Below are 24,288 nucleotides of genomic sequence, written 5' to 3' on the forward strand. Positions count from 1 at the left end.
AAATCCTTGCATTGCTGCACGGTCATTGCGGTGCGCCGCCGCCCGGCGTCAAGCTCAGGCCTCAGGTTCCGCGCGGCTTGGCTCGGCTGGTGGCTGTGGCGTTGGCGGGGTCTTCCGGCCAGGGATGGCGCGGATAGCGACCGCGCATCTCGCTACGCACCGCCGCCCATGATCCGGTCCAGAAGCCCGGCAGGTCCTTCGTCACCTGCACCGGCCGTCGCGCGGGCGACAACAGACTGAGCGTCAACGGAACCCGCCCGCCGCCGACCATCGGATGGGTCTTCACCCCGAACAGCTCCTGCACCCGGATGTCGACGCGTGGCCCGCCCTCGGCGGCGTAGTCGATACTGGCGCTGCCCAGAGGCGTGGTCAGGCGTGGCGGAGCCAGGTCGTCGAGTTTGCGCTGCAGGTCCCACGGAATCAGTCCGCGCAGGGCCTCGGCCAGCTTGCCGTCGCCGATGTCGCCCAGCGACCGCGCCCCGTCCAGCAGCGGCCACAACCAATCCTCGCGCAGGGCCAGCAGCCCTTCATCCGACACATCCGGCCACATCGCGTCCAGCCCATGCAGGAAGGCCAGCCGCCCCCGTAACGCCGACACCTGTTCGCCCCAGTTCAGGGCCTTCAGCCCGCCCGCCTCGACTTCTGATTTCAGCGCCGCCGTCATGGTCGCCCGATCCGGGGCTCCGACAACCTTTTCATCCAGCACCAGGGCGCCGATCCGGCGGATACGGCGGATCACCGGCTTGCCCGAAGGTTCGCGCGCCAGCCGGTCCTCGACCTCGATCCGGTGCGCCAGGTCTGCCTCCAGCGTCGTCGCGTCCAGCGCCGCCGCCAGCCGGATGCGGTCGCGCGCGTCGCCGCCGCCTAGTTCCGCCACCGCCAACCAGGGCTCGCGCGCCATGTGTTCGGTGGGATCAAGGAAGGCCCCGCGCCCGGAGGCCAGCAGCACCTCGCCCGGTTTGCCCCGCGCCCGCGCGATCCGTTCAGGGAAGGCCTCGGCCAGCAGCAGGCCCGCGTCAGCCTCGCCGCCGCTTCCTCCGCCCGCCGCCCGCGCCCAGCGCTCGGCCAGCTTCATCGCGTCACGCGCCCTTGGTGAACGGTCCCGCTCCAGCCCCTTCAAACGGTCGTGTAGGTCGACGGCGTTCCCGCCCAGCCCCGGCTCACTCAACACCGCCGTGATCTTCGCGCCAGTCAGCGCGTCGTCCTGATCTGAGGCCACCGCCACCATGTGCGCCAGTCGCGGCGGCAGGGGTATCCGGGTCAGTCGCCGCCCGTGCGCCGTCAGATCCCCCCTGGCGTCCAGCGCGCCTAGCCGGGTCAGCACCTTCCTCGCCTCAGCCAAGGCTCCGGCGGGCGGCGGGTCCAGCAGGGCCAGCCCCTCGACCGACTTGGCGCCCCAGCGCGCCAGATCGAGCGCAAAGGCGGTCAGGTCGGCTTCCTGAATCTCCGGCCGTTGGTGCGGGACCAGACCCCGCGTCTGTTCCTCGTCCCACAGGCGATAGCAGACGCCCGGCTCGACGCGCCCGGCCCGGCCTCGCCTCTGTTCCGCCGACGAGCGACTGACCTTGACCGTCGCCAGGCGCGTCAGGCCGCTGGACGGCTCGAATCGCGGCACGCGCGACAGGCCTCCGTCGATCACCACCCGCACGCCCTCGATGGTCAGGCTGGTTTCCGCCACCGAGGTCGCCAGCACCACCTTGCGTCGTCCCGGCGGCGCCGGTTCGATCGCCCGGTCCTGCTCGCCCTTGTCCAGCGCCCCATAGAGGGCGACGACATCCACGCTCGGGTCGCGCAGGCGTTCGTTCAACCGCTGGACCGTGCGATGGATCTCACCCTGCCCCGGCAGGAAGACCAGCATCGATCCCGTCTGCTCGCCCAGGGCCTGCATGACCGCCCGCGCCACGGCGTCCTCGAATCGCTCGGCGATGTTGCGGCCCAGATAGAGGGTCTCGACCGGGAACATCCGCCCCTCGGCCTCGATCACCGGCGCGCCGTCCAGAAGGCGGGACACCCCCGCAATATCCAGCGTCGCCGACATGACCAGCAGCCGCAGATCGTCGCGCAGCACCGACTGACTTTCGCGCGCCAGGGCCAGACCCAGGTCTGCGTCCAGGCTGCGTTCGTGGAATTCGTCGAACAGGACCGCGCCTACGCCCTCCAGCGCCGGATCGTCGAGAATCATCCGCGTGAAGACGCCCTCGGTAATGACTTCGATGCGCGTGTCCGGGCCGATGCGACTTTGCAGACGGGTGCGATAGCCGACGGCGCCGCCCGCCTTCTGGCCCAGGCTCGTCGCCATCCGGTCCGCCGCCGCCCGCGCGGCCAGCCGACGGGGCTCCAGCACCAGCACTTTTTGATCGCCCAGCCAGGACTGATCCAGCAGGGCCAGAGGCACGACCGTGGTCTTGCCCGCCCCCGGCGGGGCGGCCAGAACGACCGCATTGGTCGCGCTCAGCGCCGCTTTCAGCGGCTCCAGTACGGCGTGAATCGGCAGCATCACATCGGCTCTAGCCGCAACAGCCCCGGTCACGAAAGCGTCGTCATCGCTTCATCCAACCGAAACCGCGTTGCGCGCGGCCCTTCGGATGGTTAGCGTCCGCCCCCAAGAAGACGACCCGGGAGGGGTCGTTGCGTAATTGGGGGCGCGACTTCATGTCCGCAGACGGCGTAAAGCCAGCCGGCAACCGGCTATTCCTTAAAAAATCCATCGCTCAGATCCAGAAAGAAGCCGCCAAGAGCGAGCTGAAACGGACCTTGGGCCCGATGAATCTGATGAGCCTGGGCATCGGCGCCATCATCGGCGCCGGCATCTTTGTTCTGACGGGTCAGGTGGCCTCGGCGCACGCTGGTCCGGCCATCATGTTCTCCTTTGTGATCGCCGGCATCGCCTGCGGTCTGGCGGGCCTCTGCTATGCGGAACTGGCCTCGACCATGCCCGTTTCGGGGTCAGCCTACACCTATGCCTATGGCACCCTGGGCGAGGTCTTCGCCTGGATCATGGGCTGGCTGCTGGTGCTGGAATACGGCGTCGCGGCCTCTACCGTGGCGGTCGGCTGGTCCGGCTATGTCGTGTCGATCCTCAATGACTTCGGCCTAAGCGCCAGTCTATTCCCCACAATAAGTTTCGCCGGCGGCGAAGGGCCTCAGTGGGCGACCCCCCTGATCCAGTACATCGCCAGCGGCCCTGACGCGGGCTTCCCGATGACCGGCACCTTCAACCTGGTCGCTGCCGTCGGCATCGCCGCAGTCTGCGGTCTGCTGGTGCTCGGCGTGTCGGAATCGGCCAACATCAACAACGCCATCGTCGTCATCAAGATCATCGTCCTGCTGACGTTCATCGCGGTCGGCATTCAATATATCAACCCGGCCAACTGGCAGCCCTTCATTCCGGCCCAGGGCGATAGCTGGGACCAGTTCGGCGTCGGCGGCATCTTCCGCGGCGCGTCGATCATCTTCTTCGCCTACGTCGGCTTCGAGGCCGTCTCGACCGCCGCCGCCGAAGCCAAGAACCCGTCCAAGGACGTGCCGGTCGGCATCCTGGGCGCCCTGTTCGTCTGCACCCTGATCTACATGGCCGTGGCCGCCGTCATGACCGGCGTGGTTCCCTATCTGGAACTGGCTTCGCCGGCTCCGATCGCCGTGGCCATCGACCGCATGGGTCTGGAATGGGCCAATGTGCCGCTGGCCGCCGCGCCCAGCGGTCAGCTCAACCTGATCGCCTTCCTGATCAAGATCGGCGCTGTCACCGGCCTGTCCTCGGTCATGCTGGTGCTCTGCTATGGCCAGACGCGCATCTTCTACACCATGGCCCGCGACGGCCTGCTGCCGAAGGTGTTCGCCACCATCCACCCCAAGTTCCGCACTCCGTGGATCGGCACCATCCTGCTGGGCATCGTGATCGCGATCGCGGCCTCCTTCCTGCCGATCTCGATTCTGGGCGACCTCGTGTCGTTGGGCACGGCGACGGCCTTCGCCATCGTCTGCCTCTCGGTCATCGTGCTGCGTATCAAGCACCCTGAGATGGAGCGTCCGTTCAAGGTCCCCGGCGGCATCGTCACCGCGGTCCTGGGCATCCTGGCCTGCCTGGCGCTGGCCTCGTTCAACTTCATCCCGATGGTTCAGCACGCCCTGAACGACAACCCGCTGCCCCTGACCATCCTGGGCATCTACGCGGTCGTCGGCGCCCTGATCTACGGCCTCTACGGCTTCGCTCACTCGAAGCTGGCCAAGGGCATCGACATCACCGAGGACACCACGCTGGAAACGGCCGTGGAGGCTCTCGGCCACGGCGTCGACAACAAGAAGGACTGATCCTCGGATCAGTCTCACGGTCTCAAGCCGCGCAAGCTGCGACAGACCACAAAAAAAGAGAAAGGCCCCGGAGCAATCCGGGGCCTTTTTTCATGGCGGGATCAATGGCTGATTGCCCAATCCCGCACTCTCGCTTACAGGCATCCGCCTACCTATGCGGATGTGGCGGAACTGGTAGACGCACCAGATTTAGGTTCTGGCGCCGAGAGGCGTGGAGGTTCGAGTCCTCTCATCCGCACCACAGGTCCTCAGCCGGGATAGAGCCCGGCCAGGACCGCTGGGATCAGATCCGGCAAATCCTCCGCGATCAGCCCCGGCCCGAACCGCTTTGCCGCGTCCGCATGCATCCACACCGCCGCGCAGGCCGCGTCGAAGCTGTCCATGTGCTGGGCCAGCAGGCCGCCGATCATCCCCGCCAGAACATCGCCGCTGCCGGCCGTCGCCAGCCAAGGGGATCCGTTGCCGTTGACGACACAGCGCCCGTCCGGCGCGGCGATGACAGTGGCGCCGCCCTTCAGCACCACCACGGCCCCCGCACGCCCGGCAGCCTCCGCCGCCGCCGCCTCCCGCCCCTTGGCCAGCAGGCCGGGAAACAGGCGCTCGAACTCGCCCTCGTGCGGCGTCAATACGTCGTCGCGGTCCAGACAGGCGAACAGGTCGCCCGGTCGGTCGCGGAACAGGGTCAGAGCGTCGGCGTCGATCACCAGGGCCGCCCCCGTCCGAGCCAACGCCGCCACATTGCCTCCCGTTGCCTCTGTGAGGCCTGCTGCAGGTCCGATCACCACTGCGTCCATCGGTTGGGCCAGCGCCGCCAACTGATCGGCTGTGGCGAAGCTGGCCAGCATTACCGCTTCCAGCGTCGGCGCCAGAACGGACGCCGCATCTGGCGGGCAGAACACCTTCACCAGCCCCGCCCCGATTCTCAGACCCGCCCGCGCCGCCAGCCTTGCCGCGCCCGTCGACAGCGCGCCGCCCGACACCACGCCGAGCCGTCCTCTAGCGTGCTTGTGGGCCTCTGCTTCGGGCCAGGGCAGCCGGCTTTGCCATGTCATGGGGTCGTTGATCGGGTTCATGATCGAATTCCGTTCACGGATGGCCTCTACGCACGAAAATTGCTTGCCTTATTGTGCAATGCAATGTCCCTTTACCCCCCGAGCGTCGGACCAACCAAGGGAGCCGGCTCGGGACTCGCCATGAAGAAGATTGAAGCCGTCATCAAGCCGTTCAAGCTGGATGAAGTGAAGGACGCTCTCCAGGATATCGGAGTGCAGGGCATGACTGTGCTGGAGGCCAAGGGATACGGTCGCCAGAAGGGTCATTCCGAGCTTTATCGGGGCGCCGAGTACGTCATCGACTTCCTGCCCAAGATCAAGATCGAGGTCGTCGTGGCCGATGATCTGGCCCCCGCCGTGGTCGACGCCATTCAGACCGCAGCCCGCACCGGCAAGATCGGCGACGGAAAGATCTTCGTCTCCGCCTTGGAAGACGTCATCCGCATCCGCACCGGCGAAACCGGCGCCCAGGCTATCTGACCCCACCACCACGGCCGTCCCGCAAGGGCGGCCGCTTTTCGTTTCTCCTCCCCGAACTGACAGGACTTCGAGAATGAGCGCCGCCCAAAAGATCCTTCAAGAGATCAAGGAAAAAGACGTCCAGTACGTCGACATCCGCTTCACCGATACGCGCGGCCGCCTGCAGCACGTGACCTTCGACATCGACATGGTCGACGAGGAGTTCCTGGAAGAAGGCACCATGTTCGACGGCTCGTCGATCGCGGGCTGGAAGGCCATCAACGAGTCCGACATGCTGCTGAAGCCGGACCTGACGCGCGCCTATATCGACCCCTTCTATCAGCAGACCACGCTGTTCCTGTTCTGCGACGTCCTCAGCCCCGACACCGGCGAGCCCTACAACCGCGACAGCCGCTCGATGGCCAAGAAGGCCCTGGCCTATGTCCAGTCCTCGGGCGTGGGCGATGTGGTCTATTTCGGCCCGGAAGCCGAGTTCTTCATCTTCGACGACGTGCGCTGGAACACCGCCCCGCACAACACCGGCTACAGCTTCGACTCGATCGAACTGCCGTCCAACACCGGCGCTGAATACGCCGAGGGCAACCTGGGCCACCGTCCGGGTCACAAGGGCGGCTACTTCCCCGTCAACCCGGTCGACTCCGCCCAGGACCTGCGCGGCGAGATGCTGGGCGTGATGAAGGACCTGGGCATGGACCCGGAGAAGCATCACCACGAGGTCGCCCCGGCGCAGCACGAACTGGGCCTGAAGTTCAGCGACCTGCTGACCATGGCCGACCGTCTGCAGCTCTACAAATACGTCATCCACAACGTGGCCGCGGCCTACGGCAAGTCGGCGACCTTCATGGCCAAGCCCATGTTCGCCGACAACGGCTCGGGCATGCACGTCCACATGTCGATCTGGAAGGACGGCAAGCCCCAGTTCGCCGGCGACAAGTACGCCGGCCTGTCGCAGGAATGCCTGTGGTACATCGGCGGCATCATCAAGCACGCCAAGGCCATCAACGCCTTCGCCAACTCGACCACCAACTCCTACAAGCGCCTGGTGCCCGGCTATGAAGCCCCGGTGAAGCTGGCCTACTCGGCCAGCAACCGTTCGGCCTCGATCCGCATCCCGCACGTCTCGTCGCCCAAGGCCAAGCGCCTGGAAGCCCGCTTCCCCGACCCCATGGGCAACCCCTACCTGACCTTCGTCGCCCTGCTGATGGCGGGCCTGGACGGCATCGAGAACCGCATCGATCCGGGCGCGGCCGCCGACAAGAACCTCTACGACCTGCCGCCGGAAGAGCGCGGCTCGATCCCCGAGGTCGCCGGCTCGCTGAAGGAAGCTCTGGAAGCCCTCGACGCCGATCGCGCCTTCCTCAAGAAGGGCGGCGTCATGGATGACGACTTCATCGACAGCTACATCGCGCTGAAGTCCGAAGAAGTCGCCCGCCTGCAACTGCACCCGCACCCGGTCGAGTTCGACATGTACTATAGCTGCTGATCCCCGGATCAGTCTGACGATCAAGGCGCCGGACGGAAACGTCCGGCGCCTTTTTCATTTCGTCGCTGCGGAGGTGGTGAAGAAGCCGTCAGAAAGACCCTGCTGATCCTCAGTCCAAGAACTGTTGGCCCCTTCACCAGGCCAGGCCACGAAGGTCCCTTAGTCACGGTTGTTCATGAAGGACCTATCAGCAAAGAAAACGGGCGCGAACCGTTAGGCCGCGCCCGCTCAAATCAGCATCTTCTAGGCGGCCTTCAGGCGGCTAGACCCTCGTCTGCATCCGCCTTCTTGCGGCGTAGTTCGATGATGCGAACGCACCAGATCGAGACTTCGTAGAGCAGCACCATCGGCACGGCGAGCATCAGTTGGCTGATGGGGTCCGGCGGCGTCACCACGGCGGCGACCACGACCACGGCGACGATGGCGTAGCGGCGGCCCTTGGCCATGACGCTGGAACTGATCAGCCCGGCCAGTCCCAACAGGGTCATCACGACCGGCAACTGGAAGCACAGGCCGAAGGCCAGGATCAGCGCGGTCACCAGGTTCAGATAGTCCGACACCTTGGGCAGCAACTCGGCGGCCACGCCGTCGCCTATGATCTGCTGGCTCAGCGAGAACCACATGACGAAGGGCAGCATGACGAAATAGACCAGCGCCGCGCCCAGCAGGAACAGCACCGGCGCCGCGATCAGGAAGGGCAGGAAGGCGCCTTTCTCGTTCCGGTAAAGGCCCGGCGCGACGAAGCGATACAGCTGCCAGGCCAGAACCGGGAAGGCCACGATGACGGCGCCGAGACCGGCCAGCTTCATCTTGGTGAAGAGGATTTCCAGCGGCGCCGTGTAGATCAGCTTGACGCTCTGATGGTCCACGTCCGGCACCGGGATCAGGCGCGCCGTGCCCAGGATCAGGTCGAACGGCGAGACATGGCCATGCGCCCCCACCGTCTGATGGAAGGCCGCCGACACCACATAGGGCTGGACCAGGAAGAGATAGAGTTTCTCGGAGAAGGCGAAGCAGCCGATGAAGGCGACAATGAAGGCCACAACGCAGATCAGCAGCCGTCCACGCAGCTCGATCAGGTGATCCATCAGGGGCGCGCGTGAGGCCTCGATATCAGCCTCATCCCGGTCGAGCGACGTCATTGATCGACCTTCTTCTTACGCACGGACTTGGGTTTGGGCGCTTCTGTTTCTGCGACGGCCTTGGTGGTTTTCGTGGTCGGCTTGGCAGCGGTCTTGGCCGAAGAGCGTGCCACCTTCGGCTTCGCAGCCGCCTTGATCTTGGGTTCAGCGACGACGGTCTCTGCAATCGGCTCGGCAGCGGTCTGGAACTCGTCCGGCCATTCGTCCACGCCCGTGGCGACCGGCGTCGCCAGAGCAGGCGCAGCCAGAGCCGGGGCGTCTAGCGGGGCTTCCAGGTCCTTGCGAATATCCTTGAAGGCCGCTTCGGCGTCTGCGCCGAGCGGATGCATGCCCTGCCCAGTCCTCAGCGCCTCGACCTCCTTGCGCAGGTCGTCCAGCTCGGACTGGCGAGCCATTTCGTCGAAGCTCGCGCGGAATTCGTTGGCCATGCCGCGCGCCTTGGCGACGAACTGACCGACCTTGCGCATCAGCATCGGCAAATCCTTGGGCCCTACGACAAGCAGGGCCACCAGGCCGATGACAAGGATTTCGAACCCGCCGATTCCGGGGCCAAGACCACCCATGATTCAGCGTCTTTCCGCGAAGGCGATCAGCGGTTCAGGTCTTCTTTTTCGGCCTCGGTGCGCGGCAGCGAGCTGACGCCATCCTTCGGCCCCTTGGAATCCGTGTCGTCCCTCAGGCCGTCCTTAAAGGCGCGAATGCCCTTCGCGGCGTCGCCCATGATGCCGGACAGCTTGCCGCGACCGCCGAACAGCAGGGCGACGACAACGATGACGATGGCCCAGTGCCAGATGCTCATGGAGCCCATGGCGTTACCTCCTCAAAAGGACCACGAACGCGGTCCTGTCCGACTGATTGTTGTGCGTCATATAGGCTGACTGATGGCGGCGCGCCAAGGGACGCTGTAGGGACCCGACCATGAGTCTCGTTGATCACGTCATCATCCATACCGACGGCGCCTGCAAGGGCAATCCCGGCCCTGGCGGCTGGGGCGCGATCCTGCAGACCGGCGGCGGTCACGAGAAGGAGTTGTGGGGCGGCGAGCCCAACACCACCAACAACCGCATGGAGCTGATGGCCGCCATCGCTGCGCTGGAGGCCCTGAAGCGGCCTTGCCGTGTCGATCTGCATACCGACAGCAAATACGTCATGCAGGGCATCACCGAATGGATTCGCGGCTGGAAAGCTCGCGGCTGGAAGACCGCCGACAAGAAGCCGGTCAAGAACGACGACCTCTGGCGACGCCTGGACGAAGCTCGCAGCCGTCACGAGGTCAAATGGCACTGGGTCAAGGGTCACGCCGGCCACGTCCTGAACGAACGGGCCGACGCCCTGGCGAATCGCGGCGTCGAAGAGATGCGACGCCGCTAAAGCGTCAGACCGGGCGCACCCGCAGGCGCGGTCCGTCGACCGATTCAATCACCACGCTTTCGCCGGCCAGAGGCCCCGCGCCCTCGATCTCGGCGGGCCATTCGGCGCCCGAGACGAAGACCCGGCCGCGACCGTCCACGAAGGCCTCGACTACCCGCGCCCGCTCGCCTACCAGCCGCAGGTCGCGGTCGTTGATGTCGGGTTCATCGGCAGGGTTCACCCGCTTGATCAGACGGCGCGAAAGGACCGTCGAGGCCACGGTCAAGGCGGCGAATATTCCGATCTCGACCGGCAGGCCCAGATTGGGCGCCAGCGCCGCGATCAGGGCTGTCAGTCCGGCGGAAACGGCCGGCCACAACAGCCACTCGGTCGAGGCCGCCGCCTCGATGGCCAACAGGACCACGCCCACCGCCAACCACAGCCAGAAGGGCTGAGCGGCATAAAGATTCAAAATCCAGTCCATGCCCTACTCCGTGGTCGGAACGGCGCCGCCGGGGCGACGCGGTGCGGGACGAGCCGGTGCAGCGGGCGCAGGCGCCGGACGCGAGACGGCCCGCGTCTCGGTGCGGCCCTGCTGCTGTTCCTTGGCCAGGCCGACCAGTTCGCCCAGACCGGCGATGGTGCCGACCAGGCCGCCCATCTCGGCGGGTACGATGACCGTCTTGGCCGTGGGATTGCGAGCCAGTTCGGCGAAGGCTTCGACGTATTTCTGGGCCACGAAGTAGTTGATGGCGTTGACGTCGCCGCGCGCGATGGCTTCGGACACCATGGCCGTCGCCTTGGCCTCGGCCTCGGCTTCACGCTCGCGAGCCTCGGCGTCGCGGAAGGCGGCTTCGCGGCGACCTTCGGCCTCCAGGATCGCCGCCTGCTTGGCGCCCTCGGCGCGGGCGATGGCGGCCTGCTTCTCGCCGTCCGCCTCGGTGATGACGGCGCGACGCTCACGCTCCGCCTTCATCTGACGCGCCATGGCGTTGGTGATGTCGGTCGGCGGCGTCAGGTCCTTGATCTCGATGCGGTTGGCCTTGACGCCCCACGGCTCGGTGGCCGCATCGATGACGTGCAGCAGACGGGTGTTGATGGCGTCGCGCTGCGACAGGACCTCATCCAGTTCCATCGAGCCGACCACGGTCCGCAGGTTGGTCATGCAGAGCTGGGCGATGGCGTAGGGCAGGTCATCGACGCGATAGGCGGCGCGGGCGGCGTCCATCACCTGGATGAAGACGATGCCGTCCACCTTCACCATGGCGTTGTCCTTGGTGATGACCTCCTGGGTCGGGACGTCCAGCACCTGTTCCATCATGTTCATGCGCTTGCCCACCCGCTCCACGAACGGAGTCAGGATGCTGATGCCTGGCTTCAGGGTCTTGGTGTATTTTCCGAAGCGTTCCACCGTGAATTCACGGCCTTGCGGCACGATCTTGATGACGCTGAACAGGAAGATGATCGCGAAGGCCGCGAACATCAAAAAGAAGATAATCGAGAAATCCATAAGCCCCTCCGGTTGGAGGCCAGCTTAACGGTCGCCTAGCCCTCGCGCCACCGAATCCGGTTCGCTGGCGATGACAAGGCCGTCAGCGCCCCTTCCCGCGCCACGGGCAGCCGCCATGTCGCGGCCTTGTCGAATGATCCGCCGCGTCTCGGACCAGTCGACCCTCTGCAACGCCTCCTCAAACGGCACGAAAGCGGCCTCGACCGCATCATCGCCCGCCAGCGGCTCGCCGCCCGTCCAGATCGCAGCATAGTCGATCAGGACATAGTGCCGCCCGGCTTCGGGAAACAGGCCGTCCACTACATCGATCAGGCCGATCAGTTCGGCCTCGACGCCCGTTTCCTCACGCAGTTCGCGCAGCGCAGCGTCCGCCAGACGTTCGCCCGGCTCGATTCGGCCGCCCGGCAAACTCCATTCGCCCTGACGCGGCGGCGTGCCGCGCCGGATCAGCAGGACTTCGTCGCCCTTCAGGCAGACCACGCCGACGGCCGGGGTCGGAATCATGTTTTCTCCGCGAATGGACCGCCTGGAGGCAGGGTTTTGCGCTTCCACCACGCCACGCCTTTTGCCACAAGGCGGATATGACCCTCCCCACGCCCGCCGCCCTCGAAGAGTTGAAAGCCGCCCTGCCCGGCGCCTGGACCACGGACGCCGATGACATGGCGCCCTGGCTGACCGAATGGCGCGGGCGCTGGACGGGCGAAACGCCGATCCTGCTGCAACCGCGCACGACCGAGGAGGTGGCCAAGGCCGTCGCGATTTGCGCCCGCCACGGCGTCGCCGTCGTGACCCAAGGCGGCGGCACCGGCCTGGTCGGCGGCCAGATCCCGTTTGGCGAGGTTCTGCTGTCCACACGCAAGCTGCGGACCGTGCGCGACGTGACGCCGCTGGACGACGCCATGACGCTGGAGGCCGGGGTGACCCTGCTGGAGGCCCAGGAACTGGCCAAGGAAAAGGACCGCTTCTTCCCGCTCAGCCTCGCCGCCGAAGGCTCTGCCACCATCGGCGGCGTCATCTCGACCAATGCCGGCGGCACGGCGGTCCTGCGCTACGGCATGATGCGCGATCTGGTGCTGGGCATCGAGGCGGTCATGCCGGACGGTCAGGTCTTCAATGGTCTGAAACGGCTGCGCAAGGACAACACCGGCTATGACCTGAAGCAGTTGTTCATCGGCGCCGAGGGCACCCTGGGCGTGGTCACGGCGGCGACGCTGAAGCTGTTTCCCATCATGCGCAGCCGCGCCACGGCCATCGTAGGGCTGGAAAGCCACCACGCCGCCGTCGCCCTGCTGGCCCGCGCCAAGGCCGAGACCGGCGGCGGGGTCGAGGCCTTTGAGCTGATGAAACGCCTTGGCATGGCCTTGGTGCTCAAGAACATTCCCGACACGCGCGAACCGCTGGAATCGACCCCGCCCTGGTACGTCCTGATCGAACTGACCTCGGGCGAGCCCGGCGGCGCTGATTCGGCTATGGAGCGGTTGCTGACCAATGCCTTCGAGGAAGGCCTGATCACGGATGCCGCCATCGCCCAGAACGACGCCCAGAAGGCCGCCTTCTGGCGTCTGCGCGAAGAACACTCGGCCGGCCTCAAGCCCGAGGGCGGCGGATGGAAGCATGATGTGTCCGTGCCGGTGTCCCGCATCGCAGACTTCATCGACGAGGCTACGGCCGCGGTCGAGAAGTTCCATCCGGGTTGCCGGGTCTCCGTCTTCGGCCATGTCGGCGACGGCAACCTTCACTATGACGTGATCCCCGGCGTCGGTGAAGATGTTGCCGCCTTCATCGCCCGCTGGATGGCGGGCTCTGAAGTCGTCCACGACGTGGTCGCCCGCTACAACGGCTCCATCTCGGCGGAACACGGCCTGGGACGGCTGAAAACCGAGGAGGCGCGGCGCTACAAGTCGCCGCTGGAGATCGCCACAATGCAGGCGATCCGTCAGGCCATCGACCCACAGCGGATCATGAATCCGGCCGTCCTCTTCTAGGCGCCACGACCGCATGTGACGCCGCCGACGGTTCAAATCGTCACGGAAGCGGCCTATGAGGCCCGCTTCCCGATGTTTCGGAGCCTGTGTCGCCTTGCTGATCGTCCTGTCCCCAGCCAAACGGCTGGACTTCACGCCCCCTGCCCTCGACGTCGTCGCGACTCCGCGTCGATGCGCCGACGAGACGGCGGAGCTGGCCAAGGTCACGAAGAAGCTGAGCCGCGCCGACCTGCGCCGCCTGATGTCGATTTCCGACGCCCTGGCCGACCTGAACTACGAACGCTTCCAGTCCTTCGACAACGAGACGACCGAAGGCGCGCTGCAGGCCGTCTTTGCCTTCGCCGGCGACGTCTATGACGGGCTGGACGCCCGCTCGCTGGCCCCGGCCGACCTGGCCTGGGCGCAAGACCACCTGCGTATCCTGTCGGGTTTCTACGGCCTGTTGCGCCCGCTGGACGCCATCCAGCCCTATCGCCTGGAGATGGGCATTCGCCTGAAGACCAAGCGCGGCGCCAACCTCTATGACTTCTGGGGCGAGCGCATTTCGCTGCGCCTGAACGAGGACGCGGCGCCCCTGGCCGATCGCACCCTGGTCAACCTGGCCAGCCAGGAATACTTCGGCGCCGTGGACGCCAAGGCGCTGAAGCTGCCGCTGGTCACGCCCCACTTCAAGGAGCGCAAGGACGGCGAGGCCCGCATCATCTCCTTCTTCGCCAAGAAGGCGCGCGGCGCCATGGCCCGCTACGCCATCGAGAACCGCATCGAAAAGGCTGAGGATCTCAGGGCCTTCGATCGCGACGGCTACCGCTTCGACAAGGCGCTTTCGACCGATGCGGACTGGATATTCATCAGAGAGGGAAATTCCTGATCGCCAGATCGAAAGACTGCGGTTAGGCTGCATTGCAACATAGCCATTTCACGGGTTCTCTCCGCATGTTCGCCATGAACGATCTTAAGGGCCAGGTGGCCGTCGTCTCAGGCTCGACCTCGGGCATCGGCCTGGCTCTGGCGCGCGCTGTCGCGCAATGCGGCGGCGACGTGGTGCTGAACGGCCTGGGCGATCCCGCCGTCATCGAACAGACCCGCGCTGATCTGGCGGCCGAGACGGGCGTGCGCGTCCTCTACCACCCCGCCGACATGACTCAGCCGGATCAGATCGCCGACATGGTGGCCACCGCCCACCGCGAGCTGGGCCGCCTCGACATCCTGGTCAACAACGCCGGCATCCAGCATGTCGAGGCCGTCGAGAACTTCCCCGCCGAGGCGTGGGAGAAGATCATTTCGATCAACCTGTCCTCGACCTTCTACGCCACCAAGGCGGCGATCCCGATCATGAAGGCCCAGGGACGCGGCCGCATCGTCAACATTGCCTCGGCCCACGGCCTGGTCGCCAGCCCTTTCAAGTCGGCTTATGTCGCCGCCAAGCACGGCGTGATCGGCTTCACCAAGACCGTGGCCCTGGAACTAGCCCAGCAGAACATCACCTGCAACGCCATCTGCCCCGGCTTCGTCGAGACCCCCATCGTCGCCAAGCAGATCGAGGATCAGGCCCGCACGCGCGGCATGACGACCGAGGACGTGATGAAGAACGTCATCCTGGGCTCGCAGCCGACCAAGCGCTTCGTCACGACCGACGAACTGGCGGGCATCTTCCTCTATCTGGTGTCCGACCTCGGGGCCTCGGCCAATGGTTCGCACTATTCGGTCGATGGCGGCTGGACCGCGCAATAGCGATCTGAACGAGGGCGGATGATGGCCAAGTCGAAGTCACAGCCTGACCGCCATCCTGTCTGTCTCGCATTACAAGGCGGCGGCTCGCACGGCGCATTCCAATGGGGCGTGCTGGATCGGCTTCTGGAAGCCGACATTCTCGACATTCGCGCCGTTACCGCCGCCTCGGCGGGGGCGATGAATGCGGCGGCCCTGATCACCGGACTAGAGCAAGGCGGCGCTGAGGGCGCTCGCATGTCGCTCGACAGACTGTGGCGCGAGGTCAATCAGTCCGGCGGCCGCAACGTCTTTGGCGACAGCGCCATCTGGTCCAGGACCCTGACGCCCGGCTGGCTCAAGGACACGCCCATGTGGAAGGCAGGCGAGACCCTGGCCATGTCCATGAGCCCCTACGCCTTCAATCCCTTCAACCTGAACCCGTTAAAGCGCGTGCTAGAGACCGCCGTCGATTTTGAGGCGGTGCGAGGCTCCGACATTCAGTTGATCGTCTCGACCACGGCAGTCCGCGCCGGGCGATCGCGCCTATTCAAGACGCCTGATATCACCCCCGACGTCCTGCTGGCCTCGGCCTGTCTGCCGCACCTGTTCCAGGCGGTCGAGATCGAGGGCGAGCCCTACTGGGACGGCGGCTATCTGGCCAATCCGGCGCTATGGCCGCTGTTCTACGCCGACACGCCCGACGACATCCTGCTGCTGCCGCTCAACCCCTTCGTGCGTGACGAGGCCCCGCGCGAGGCGGGTGAGATCATGGACCGTCTGAACGAGATTCTGTTCAACGCGCCTCTCGTTGCCGAACTGCGCGCCGTCGCCTTCGTCCAGGACCTGATCGCCGAGGGGAAACTGAGCCGCACCGAGGACCGCCACCGCGCCGTCCGCATGCACGCCATCGAGGTCGATGACTGGCTGGGCAGCCTGTCGCTGTCGACCAAGTTCGACACGGAATGGAGCTTCCTCAACGACCTGAAGTCGCGCGGGCGTCAGGCGGCGGAACAGTGGCTTGAAACCTGCGCGCCTCAGGTGGGGCAGACCTCCAGCGTTGATCTGAAGGCCCGCTTCCTCTAGCCCACAAACCCCGCCGCGCGCCGCAGCCGGTCATTGATGGCTTCGCCCAGCCCCTTGTGCGGGATAGGCGACACCGCGATGCCGGCAGGCTTGGCCCGGTCGGCCTCGCGCAGCAGGCGGAACAGATTGGCCGCCGCCTCGCGCAGGTCGCCCGCCGGGCTCAGGCTCCAGCGCGGATCACCAACGCCGGGGCCGAAGCCCAACAGGATTTCGCCATCCTTCGCCGCCTCCGCCTCGATCCGCACGGGGGCGTCGGGAGCGTAGTGCAGGGCCAGGCGGCCGGGCGAGCGGTGCCCCTGCCCGCCTTCTTCCGCCAACGGTCCGACCACGGCCTCGATCTCCTCACGCGTTACCGAGCCGGGACGCAGCAGGGCTACCCGCCCGTCCAGCACCGAGACGACCGTGCTCTCCACACCGACCGCGCACGGCCCGCCGTCCACGGCGGCGCCGACCGCATGGCCGGTTTCCTCCAGAGCGTCGTCAAAAGTCGTCGGACTGGGCCGTCCCGAACGGTTGGCCGAGGGCGCCACCACAGCGCCGCCAAAGGCCGCAATGACCGCCCGCGCGCGTGGGTGCCCCGGCACGCGCACGGCGACGCTGTCCAGACCGGCGCGGGCCAGATCACAGACCCGCTCGCGGTCCCGCGCCGGCGCCACGATGGTCAATGGGCCCGGCCAGAAGGCCTCGGCCAATGCCCTCGCCCGCTCGTCGAAGACGGCGACGGCCTCGGCGTCCAAGGCGTTGGCGACGTGTGCAATCAAGGGGTTGAAGCGCGGTCTTCCCTTGGCCTCAAAGATACGCGCCACCGCCTGCGGGTTCGAGGCGTCGGCCGCCAGCCCATAGACGGTCTCGGTCGGCAGCATGACCAGCCGCCCGGTCTTCAGCGCCTCTGCGGCGATTTCAGGGGTGTCGCCCTTCATGGCCGACGCGGGATCATCGGGATCATGCGGTGCAGCACATTGTCCCGGTTAATGAACTGATGCTTCAGCGCCCCCACGACGTGCAGGGCGATCAGCACATAGAGCAGCTTGGCCACCATCCCGTGCATATCCATGAACTGACCCGCCGCCTCGCGCCCGCCGCCGACCGGCAGCAAGGGCCACTGGAACAAACCGAACCAGTTGATTTCACGCCCGCCCGCCGACGACGCCAGCCACCCGGTCATCGGCATGGCCAGCAGCACGACATAAAAGGAAATCTGCGTCGTCCGCGCGAGGATGCGCTCCCACTTCGGCATTTCGACCGACAGGGCGATCAGCGGATTGGCCAGCCGCCAGCCGATTCGCCCCAGGGTCAGGACCAGGATGGTCAGGCCGACTGCCTTGTGAACCTGCACGAACTCGCGCGACAGCGGCCCCTCGGTCGCGTCATGGGCCATGATCAGCGCCACCTGGGCGACCACGGCCAAGGCGATGACCCAATGCAGGATCAAGGAGACGGTGGAATAGCGATTTCGAGGCTCGGCCAAGGCTCTTTCCTTCCGCGACGGCACTGATGCAGAGAGTGGCGCGAACCGCGACCAAAGTCCAAGCGCCCTTGCATCAGCGACCGCTGGGGCGTCAGAAGCATGTTGAAGATTCTGGAGACCGCCATGAGCTACCGCGCCCCCGTCCGTGACCTCGCCTTCGCCCTGGAGGCCGTCGCCGGCATTGATCAGGTCGCCGCTACCGGCGCATTCATCGACTACGACGCCGACGTGATGGGCGCGGTACTGGAAGCCGCCGGTCAGTTCTCGGAACAGGTCCTGGCCCCGCTGAACCGTCCCGGCGATCTGGCCGGCGCCAAATACGCCAATGGCGCCGTCACCGCCGCCCCTGGTTTCGTCGATGCCTACAAACAGTTCGCCGAAGGCGGCTGGACCGGCCTGACCGCCTCGGTCGAGGCCGGTGGCCAGGCCCTGCCCAAGGCGCTGGAACTGGCCGCCTATGAGACCGTCCACGCCGCCAACATGGCGTTTGGCCTCTGCCCCATGCTGTCGCTGGCCTCGATCGAGGCGCTGGAGGCGGTCGGCACCGAATATCAAAAGGCCACCTACCTGACCAAGCTGGTCAGCGGCGAATGGACCGGCGCCATGGTGCTGACCGAACCCCACGCCGGTTCGGACTTGGGCGCCCTGACCACCACGGCCACGCCGAACGGCGACGGGACCTATGCCCTGAACGGCCAGAAGATCTTCATCACCTGGGGCGACCACGACGCCACGGACAATATCGTCCACTTAGTGCTGGCCCGCCTGCCCGACGCCCCTGCCGGACCCAAGGGCATCAGCCTGTTCCTGACGCCCAAGTTCGCCGTCAACGCCGACGGTTCGCTGGGCGAGCGCAACGCCTTCCACCCGGTCGGGGTCGAGCACAAGCTGGGCATCCACGCCTCGCCCACCTGCGTCATGGCCTATGAAGGCGCCCGCGCCGAGTTGGTCGGCCGTCCGAACGAGGGCCTGGCCCATATGTTCGTGATGATGAACGCTGCCCGTCTGGCCGTCGGCGTCGAGGGCGTCGGCGTCGCCGAGCGAGCCTACCAGCACGCCCTGGCCTATGCCCTGGAACGCCGTCAGGGCCGCAGCATCTGGACCGGCGAGAAGAATGCTCCGATCTTCGACCACCCCGACGTGCGCCGCACCCTGGGCGTCATGAAGGCCAAGATCGCCGCCGCCCGCGCCATCTGCCTGTCCACCGGCGTCGCTGCCGACCTGGCCAAGCACGCCGCTGCCGAGGCCGACCGCAAGCTGTGGAAGGGTCGCGAGGACCTGTTCACCCCCATCGCCAAGGCCTGGTCCACCGACGTCGGCTGCGAAGTCGCCTCGCTGGGCGTTCAGGTCCACGGCGGCATGGGCTTCATCGAGGAAACCGGCGCGGCCCAATATTATCGCGACGCCCGCATCACCCCGATCTACGAGGGCACCAACGGCATTCAGGCCATGGACCTGGTCGGTCGCAAACTGTCGATGGACGGCGGCGATTCCGCCAAGGCCCTGATCGCCGACATGAAGCTGACCCTGGCCCAGATCGACCGCCTCTATACCGGCAAGCCGGTCGAGCGCCTCGCCACCGCCATCGAAGCCGTCGAGGACGCCACCCTGTGGCTGCTGGACCGCAAGGCCGCCGCAGACGGCGCCGCTGACGTTCTGGCCGGCGCTGACGCCTATCTGAAGCTGATGGGCGACGTGGTCGGCGGCTGGATGCTGGCCAAGGGCGCCCTGGCCGCCAAGGCCCGCCTGGACGCCGGAAACGGCGATCCCGTCTGGCTGCAGGGCAAGCTGGACCTCTACGAAATCTACGCCGCCAACGTCCTGGGCCACGTCTCCAGCCGCCTGGCCGCCGTGGGACAGGGCGGAGAGTTGCTAGAGGGCCTCACCGTTGAGGCTCTGGCGGGCTGATTGTCGGCCTCTATGGCTTGAGCGCACGTCACCTCCCGTGCAACCTGCGCGCGGGAGGCGTTCTCATGAGAAGACAGAGCGTCAGCGACGGGGTCTGTCCATGGCGCGCGTCCTTGCCATGCGCGAGCTGGAAAACAGCCGGATGATTGGAGTGAATCCTAGATTTCACCGTTAAATGAGGCCAACCGCGATCTCCATCCTCGCGAACCGATGATCGAACTGCGTCGCCGCTTTTGCGCCGGTTACGATTGCGGGCCAACGGCCGAAACCCTCGCCAGCCCTGATTAGCCTGGAGTTCACCGCATGATTACGCTTCTGGCCACCTTGGCCCTGCTGGCCGAACCCGCACACTGGGAGACGCCGCCGGATGTGAAACGTTCCGACTACCCGGCCCTGGCCAGAGATTTGCGGATCAACGGGACCGTCACGCTCGAGTGCGAGAATAACGACACCGGCGCCCTCGCCCGGTGCGCGGCGGTGTCGGCCAAGCCGGCCGATTCGGGGTTTCAGCAGGCCGCCCTGGCGATCGTGTTCCGAGGGCGCGTCGCCCAGCCTGCGGGCGTCCCCTTCATAATCGAACTGCCCTTCGACATCCTGACCGAAGGCGACGAACCGCTACGTCAACCCTGGGAGGGTCCTGAGCCCGGCTCAGAACATGTCCAGGCGGCCCAGGCCTTTACCGACAGCTTCTATCGCGGCAGCCGCTCTGCGACCGAACGCTCGATCCGTGACTGGAAGGTCGACGAGATGCCGCCCGAAAAAGCAGCGCTTCTGCGCGGCTGGATGGCCGAGCTATATCCCGATCTTGAAGCCGAGAAGGCTTGGCACGCCGCAGGGGTCGCTCACGTCCTGGCGCTGCACGGCCTGGACTATCTGCCAACCCGGAAACCGATCGGCTGGGACGTCTGGTACGCCCAGGTCACCCAGGCCAGCCCAGAAGACCCTGCCCCGATCAGAAACGAAATGCGGCGCCGCTATTGCGCGGCGTTCGACTGCGTTTCGGGAGCAGCGGTCGACTGATCCAGCAGCGCAATCGCCTCGCGGACATACTGGGCATGGGCGACCACGCCCAATTCCAGCCCCTCGCCGCCGCCCTGGACCTCCTGCACCAGAACCCCGGCGATATAGGGATGGTCGGGCGTCGGCGCGCCGGGCAAGCGGTCGACAGCGGGGGTCCAGAAAACCGGCCCGCCCGAGTTGCCCTGGGACACCGCAAAATCCAGCAGGAAGATCGGGAAGTGGCGGATCGGCGTCAGCGGCCAGGAACTGATCCGGCCCAGGCGCAGAATGGGGAAACCCGCCTTGTTCGCTGACAGGCCGTGCGGATAGCCCAGGGCCATCAACTCGTCGCCCGGCCCTACGCGCCAGCGATCGAAGGTCGTATCATCCGCCAGCCAACCCAGCGGAATCGCCGCCTGAGCGAAGGCGGCGGGCGCGGCGACCTCCATGACCGCCACGTCGCGCTCGGGATGCTGGGTCCATAGCGGCGCCCCCGATGCATCGCGGATGGTCAGGTTGCCGGGCGTGAACTTCCACGCCCCGTCCGCTTCCGGCGTACGCCAGCCGATGCGCGCCTCGGCCCCTGGCATGACATTGAAAACATGGGCGGCCGTCACGAGCACGACGCGCGGCGTCCCGTCCGGCTTGGGTGCGGAAATCAGAAAACCCGTGCCGACCTTGCGCGTGCTCGCGTCCAGGGGCTGGTCGATCTGCACAGTCGCGTTGATCAAGCCGACGGTCAGGTCCCAGGGGACAGGCGCGACGGCGGCGGGCGGTGCGGGCGGAACGTCCTGAGTGATCATTCCGCCATTTGACGCCGCCCGCGCGCAGGCACAAGGTCCGCCCGAACCATTGGGGAGCCTATTGATGAATCGCCGCGAACTGATCGCTTCGACCGCCGCCGTCGGCCTTGTGGCCGCCTCCCCTGCACTCGCCCGTTCGACTACCGGAGCCTCGATGTCCCTGCCCCAACCGCCCGTCGCCAAGAAGGTCCCTGTCCGCATCGAACAGTTGGGCCGCGTCCGCACCGACGACTATCAGTGGATGAAGGACGACAACTGGCAGGCCGTGCTCCGCGATCCGTCGCTGATCAAGGCCGACGTCAAGGAACACCTGACCGCCGAGAACGCCTATCGCGAGGCCATGATGGCCTCGACCCTGCCGCTGCAGGCCGCGATGTTCGAAGAGATGAAGGGCCGCATAAAGGAGGACGACAGCTCCGTCCCGGCGCCCGACGGTCCGTGGGAATACTACACCGAATACCGGACGGGCGAGCAGCACCCGCGCTACATGCGGGTGGAACGCCAGGGCACCTGGATGGTCGATGGCCAGCCCGTGACCAAAAATTTCATCCAAGCCCCGACGCCTCAGCTCTTGCTGGACTGCAACGCACTGGCCGAGGGCAAGGCCTATTCGGAGGTCTCGGCCACCGAGCACAGCCCTGACCACGCCCTGTTCGCCTATGCCGAGGACGCGCAAGGCTCCGAGGTCTTCAAGATCTACGTCAAGGATCTGGCGACCGGCGAGGTCCTGCCCAACCCCATCGAATCGGCGACCGAGAACTTCACCTTCTCGCCCGACAGCCAGTGGATCTTCTGGACCAACCGCGACGACAACGGCCGCCCGGACAAGATCTTCCGCCGTCCCGCGCGCGGCGGCGAGACGACCCTGGTCTATGAGGAAACCGACGACGGTATGTTCCAGAGCGTCAGCCGCACCTCGGACGACGCCTTCATCATCATCAGCATCGGCAATCAGGAAACCTCTGAGGGCCGCATCATTCCCGGCGCGACCCCCACGGCCACGCCCGTGGTGGTCGAGTCGCGCCATGTCGGCCGCCTCTATGACCTGGACCACTGGGGCGACCGCTGGGTGATCCGCACCAACGCCGACGACGCCATCGACTTCAAGGTCGTCGAGGCCCCGACCGATGCGCCCGCCAAGGCCAACTGGAAGGACCTGATCCCCCACACGCCGGGCCGCTTCATCGAGGGCGTGGCCCTGGTGAAGGACTACCTGGGCCGTCAGGAGCGCGCCGACGCCAACACCAAGATCGTCATCCGCGACCGTGCGGGCGCCGAGCATGAGATCGCGGTGGACGAGCCCGCCTACGCCCTGTCGCTGGGCGGGGCGTCGGAGTTCGACTCCACGGTCATGCGCTATGGGTACAACTCGCCGTCCACGCCGACCTCGACCTATGACTACGACCTGAAAACGCGCGAGCGGACCCTGCGCAAGATCCAGGAGATCCCCTCGGGCCACAACCCGGCGGACTATGTAGTCGAACGGCTGAACGCCCCGGCCTCGGACGGCCAGTTGGTGCCGGTGACAGTGCTGCGGCGCAAGGACACGCCGGTCGACGGCTCGGCGCCCCTGCTGCTCTACGGCTACGGCTCCTACGGCATCCCGATCGCCGCCAGCTTCTCGACCAACCGGCTGTCGCTGGTCGATCGCGGCTTCATCTACGCCATCGCCCATATCCGCGGCGGTTCGGACAAGGGCTGGGGCTGGTTCCTGGACGCCCGGCGGATGACCAAGAAGAACACCTTCACCGACTTCACCGCCGCCGCCGACCACCTGATCGCGCGGAACTACACCAAGGCCGGCAATATCGTGGCCGAAGGCCGTTCGGCGGGCGGTCTGCTGATGGGCGCCGTCACCAATATGCGGCCCGAGCTCTGGGCCGGCGTCATTGGCGGCGTGCCCTTCGTCGACGTCATCAACACCATGAGCGACACCAGCCTGCCGCTGACGCCGCCGGAATGGCCCGAGTGGGGCAATCCGCTGGAGGACGCCGCCGCCTACGACTACATGCTGAGCTACAGCCCCTACGACCAGATCGAGGCCAAGCCCTATCCAGCTCTGTTGGCGACTGGCGGCCTGTCCGACCCGCGCGTCACCTATTGGGAGCCCGAGAAGTGGGTGGCCAAGCTGCGCCCCGCCTCGACCTCGGGCAAGCCGGTGCTGCTGAAGATCAACATGGAGGCGGGCCACTTCGCTTCATCGGGCCGCTTCGACTATCTGAAGGACATCGCCCACGACTACGCCTTTGCCGTCTGGGCCGTCGAAAAGGGTTGGGAAAAAGCATGATCGTCCGGCCGTTCACGGATGCTGACCTGGCGGCCGTCGCGGCCATCTACGCCGACAGCGTGCTGAACGGCACGGGGACGTTCGAACTGGACGTCCCCTCGGCGGACGAGATGCGGGCGCGCCTGGCCGCGCCCGCCGGCCTGGGCCTGCCCGTCCTGGTGGCCGAGATCGACGGAGCCGTCGCGGGCTACGCCTATGCCGGCCCCTATCGCCTGCGCGCCGCCTATCGCTTCATGGTCGAGGACTCGATCTATGTGGCTGAGGCGTTTCGCGGGCGCGGCGTCGGCAAGGCGCTTCTCGACGCCTTGCTGAGCGCCTGCGAAGCCCTGGGGATGCGTCAGATGGTGGCCGTGATCGGCGACAGCGCCAACGCCGGCTCCATTGCCCTGCACGCCGCCGCGGGCTTCGAGAACGTGGGTGTCTTCCATGCCGCCGGATGGAAGTTCGATGCCTGGCGCGACGTAGTCTTCATGCAGAAGGCGCTGGGTCTAGGCGCGACCGCCGCTCCCGACGCGCCCGGTCTCGACTGCGGACGCTAGAGGCTGATTTTTCAGCTATTTTCGGGATCTTCGCACATTGCGCTTGACCCCATCGTGAGTCGCCCTTAATCGGCCCTTCTCCTCCTCGCGGAGGGGAATGCGGGTGTAGCTCAGTTGGTTAGAGTGCCGGCCTGTCACGCCGGAGGTCGCGGGTTCGAGCCCCGTCACTCGCGCCATT

23 protein-coding genes and 2 tRNA genes are annotated in these 24,288 nt (G+C 66.4%); 14 read left to right on the forward strand and 11 right to left on the reverse strand.

Features of this window, described 5'->3' with window-relative positions; translation table 11 throughout:
- Positions 1-61: 61 nt before the first annotated feature.
- The gene (hrpB, locus tag CQ039_RS12925) at positions 62-2,497 is read right to left on the reverse strand and encodes an ATP-dependent helicase HrpB (protein WP_105563503.1); all 2,436 of its coding nucleotides are present in this window, start codon (positions 2,495-2,497) and stop codon (positions 62-64) included.
- Positions 2,498-2,652: 155 nt separating this feature from the next.
- Between hrpB and CQ039_RS12930 the strand changes: the two genes are divergently transcribed.
- Positions 2,653-4,311 carry an amino acid permease gene (locus tag CQ039_RS12930; protein ID WP_105563502.1) on the forward strand — a complete coding sequence of 553 codons (1,659 nt, stop codon included), beginning with the start codon at positions 2,653-2,655 and terminating at the stop codon, positions 4,309-4,311.
- A gap of 156 nt (positions 4,312-4,467) precedes the next feature.
- Positions 4,468-4,552, forward strand: a tRNA-Leu gene (locus CQ039_RS12935).
- A gap of 7 nt (positions 4,553-4,559) precedes the next feature.
- Here the strand turns inward: CQ039_RS12935 and CQ039_RS12940 are convergent.
- Entirely contained in the window at positions 4,560-5,384 is an 825-nt protein-coding gene (locus CQ039_RS12940; RefSeq protein WP_105563501.1) for an NAD(P)H-hydrate dehydratase, read from the reverse strand.
- 120 nt (positions 5,385-5,504) lie between these two features.
- On the opposite strand from CQ039_RS12940, the gene CQ039_RS12945 reads away from it, so the two are divergent.
- Both CQ039_RS12945 and glnA read left to right on the forward strand, forming a co-directional pair.
- Positions 5,505-5,843 carry a P-II family nitrogen regulator gene (locus CQ039_RS12945; RefSeq protein ID WP_105563500.1) on the forward strand — a complete coding sequence of 113 codons (339 nt, stop codon included), beginning with the start codon at positions 5,505-5,507 and terminating at the stop codon, positions 5,841-5,843.
- A 73-nt stretch (positions 5,844-5,916) separates the two neighbouring features.
- Positions 5,917-7,326: a type I glutamate--ammonia ligase gene (glnA, locus tag CQ039_RS12950; protein ID WP_105563499.1), complete on the forward strand. Its 1,410-nt coding sequence runs from the start codon at positions 5,917-5,919 to the stop codon at positions 7,324-7,326.
- A gap of 254 nt (positions 7,327-7,580) precedes the next feature.
- Here glnA and tatC read toward each other — a convergent pair whose 3' ends face one another.
- From tatC to CQ039_RS12965, 3 genes are read right to left on the reverse strand one after another with little or no spacing between them, the layout of a single operon-like run.
- Positions 7,581-8,468, reverse strand: coding sequence for a twin-arginine translocase subunit TatC (gene tatC / locus CQ039_RS12955; protein ID WP_105563498.1), 888 nt, complete (start codon positions 8,466-8,468; stop codon positions 7,581-7,583).
- Positions 8,465-9,031, reverse strand: coding sequence for a Sec-independent protein translocase protein TatB (tatB, locus tag CQ039_RS16980; protein ID WP_105563497.1), 567 nt, complete (start codon positions 9,029-9,031; stop codon positions 8,465-8,467). The genes tatC and tatB overlap by 4 nt, the downstream gene beginning before the upstream one ends.
- A gap of 26 nt (positions 9,032-9,057) precedes the next feature.
- A complete protein-coding gene (locus CQ039_RS12965) occupies positions 9,058-9,276 on the reverse strand; it encodes a twin-arginine translocase TatA/TatE family subunit (RefSeq protein WP_105563496.1) in 219 nt (72 codons plus the stop codon).
- Between the two features lie 110 nt (positions 9,277-9,386).
- Between CQ039_RS12965 and rnhA the strand changes: the two genes are divergently transcribed.
- Positions 9,387-9,839, forward strand: a complete 453-nt coding sequence (rnhA, locus tag CQ039_RS12970) for a ribonuclease HI (RefSeq protein ID WP_105563495.1) — start codon at positions 9,387-9,389, stop codon at positions 9,837-9,839.
- A gap of 4 nt (positions 9,840-9,843) precedes the next feature.
- On the opposite strand, the gene CQ039_RS12975 is transcribed toward rnhA, so the two are convergent.
- The 3 genes from CQ039_RS12975 to CQ039_RS12985 are packed head-to-tail and all read right to left on the reverse strand — an operon-like array spanning position 9,844 to position 11,832.
- The gene (locus CQ039_RS12975; RefSeq protein ID WP_105563494.1) at positions 9,844-10,302 is read right to left on the reverse strand and encodes an NfeD family protein; all 459 of its coding nucleotides are present in this window, start codon (positions 10,300-10,302) and stop codon (positions 9,844-9,846) included.
- A gap of 3 nt (positions 10,303-10,305) precedes the next feature.
- The gene (locus tag CQ039_RS12980) at positions 10,306-11,328 is read right to left on the reverse strand and encodes an SPFH domain-containing protein (RefSeq protein ID WP_105563493.1); all 1,023 of its coding nucleotides are present in this window, start codon (positions 11,326-11,328) and stop codon (positions 10,306-10,308) included.
- A gap of 24 nt (positions 11,329-11,352) precedes the next feature.
- Entirely contained in the window at positions 11,353-11,832 is a 480-nt protein-coding gene (locus CQ039_RS12985; protein ID WP_105563492.1) for an NUDIX hydrolase, read from the reverse strand.
- 77 nt (positions 11,833-11,909) lie between these two features.
- Between CQ039_RS12985 and CQ039_RS12990 the strand changes: the two genes are divergently transcribed.
- The 4 genes from CQ039_RS12990 to CQ039_RS13005 all read left to right on the forward strand — a co-directional run bounded on the left by CQ039_RS12990 (position 11,910) and on the right by CQ039_RS13005 (position 16,106).
- On the forward strand, positions 11,910-13,313 hold the full coding sequence (locus CQ039_RS12990; protein WP_105563491.1) for an FAD-binding oxidoreductase: 1,404 nt from the start codon (positions 11,910-11,912) through the stop codon (positions 13,311-13,313).
- Between the two features lie 94 nt (positions 13,314-13,407).
- Positions 13,408-14,181, forward strand: a complete 774-nt coding sequence (gene yaaA / locus CQ039_RS12995) for a peroxide stress protein YaaA (RefSeq protein WP_105563490.1) — start codon at positions 13,408-13,410, stop codon at positions 14,179-14,181.
- 65 nt (positions 14,182-14,246) lie between these two features.
- Complete coding sequence (locus CQ039_RS13000) at positions 14,247-15,044, forward strand: 3-hydroxybutyrate dehydrogenase (RefSeq protein ID WP_105563489.1); 798 nt, start codon at positions 14,247-14,249, stop codon at positions 15,042-15,044.
- Positions 15,045-15,065: 21 nt separating this feature from the next.
- The gene (locus CQ039_RS13005) at positions 15,066-16,106 is read left to right on the forward strand and encodes a patatin-like phospholipase family protein (protein WP_105563577.1); all 1,041 of its coding nucleotides are present in this window, start codon (positions 15,066-15,068) and stop codon (positions 16,104-16,106) included.
- Here CQ039_RS13005 and CQ039_RS13010 read toward each other — a convergent pair.
- Both CQ039_RS13010 and CQ039_RS13015 read right to left on the reverse strand, forming a co-directional pair.
- Positions 16,103-17,026 (reverse strand): L-threonylcarbamoyladenylate synthase, encoded by a 924-nt coding sequence (locus tag CQ039_RS13010; protein ID WP_105563488.1) that lies wholly within the window; start codon positions 17,024-17,026, stop codon positions 16,103-16,105. The genes CQ039_RS13005 and CQ039_RS13010 overlap by 4 nt on opposite strands.
- Positions 17,023-17,574 carry a cytochrome b gene (locus tag CQ039_RS13015; RefSeq protein ID WP_105563487.1) on the reverse strand — a complete coding sequence of 184 codons (552 nt, stop codon included), beginning with the start codon at positions 17,572-17,574 and terminating at the stop codon, positions 17,023-17,025. Before CQ039_RS13015 ends, CQ039_RS13010 begins: the two co-directional genes overlap by 4 nt.
- Before the next feature lie 123 nt (positions 17,575-17,697).
- Between CQ039_RS13015 and CQ039_RS13020 the strand changes: the two genes are divergently transcribed.
- Both CQ039_RS13020 and CQ039_RS13025 read left to right on the forward strand, forming a co-directional pair.
- Positions 17,698-19,482 carry an acyl-CoA dehydrogenase gene (locus CQ039_RS13020; protein ID WP_105563576.1) on the forward strand — a complete coding sequence of 595 codons (1,785 nt, stop codon included), beginning with the start codon at positions 17,698-17,700 and terminating at the stop codon, positions 19,480-19,482.
- Between the two features lie 303 nt (positions 19,483-19,785).
- The gene (locus tag CQ039_RS13025; RefSeq protein WP_105563486.1) at positions 19,786-20,502 is read left to right on the forward strand and encodes an energy transducer TonB; all 717 of its coding nucleotides are present in this window, start codon (positions 19,786-19,788) and stop codon (positions 20,500-20,502) included.
- On the opposite strand, the gene CQ039_RS13030 is transcribed toward CQ039_RS13025, so the two are convergent.
- Entirely contained in the window at positions 20,457-21,284 is an 828-nt protein-coding gene (locus CQ039_RS13030) for a serine protease (RefSeq protein WP_105563485.1), read from the reverse strand. The genes CQ039_RS13025 and CQ039_RS13030 overlap by 46 nt on opposite strands.
- 64 nt (positions 21,285-21,348) lie before the next feature.
- On the opposite strand from CQ039_RS13030, the gene CQ039_RS13035 reads away from it, so the two are divergent.
- The 3 genes from CQ039_RS13035 to CQ039_RS13045 all read left to right on the forward strand — a co-directional run bounded on the left by CQ039_RS13035 (position 21,349) and on the right by CQ039_RS13045 (position 24,286).
- The gene (locus CQ039_RS13035) at positions 21,349-23,571 is read left to right on the forward strand and encodes a S9 family peptidase (protein ID WP_105563484.1); all 2,223 of its coding nucleotides are present in this window, start codon (positions 21,349-21,351) and stop codon (positions 23,569-23,571) included.
- Positions 23,568-24,110: a GNAT family N-acetyltransferase gene (locus tag CQ039_RS13040; RefSeq protein WP_105563483.1), complete on the forward strand. Its 543-nt coding sequence runs from the start codon at positions 23,568-23,570 to the stop codon at positions 24,108-24,110. Before CQ039_RS13035 ends, CQ039_RS13040 begins: the two co-directional genes overlap by 4 nt.
- A 99-nt stretch (positions 24,111-24,209) precedes the next feature.
- A tRNA-Asp gene (locus CQ039_RS13045) sits at positions 24,210-24,286 on the forward strand.
- Positions 24,287-24,288: the final 2 nt, after the last annotated feature.

This window comes from Brevundimonas sp. MYb52, from assembly GCF_002979535.1.
Classification (GTDB): domain Bacteria; phylum Pseudomonadota; class Alphaproteobacteria; order Caulobacterales; family Caulobacteraceae; genus Brevundimonas.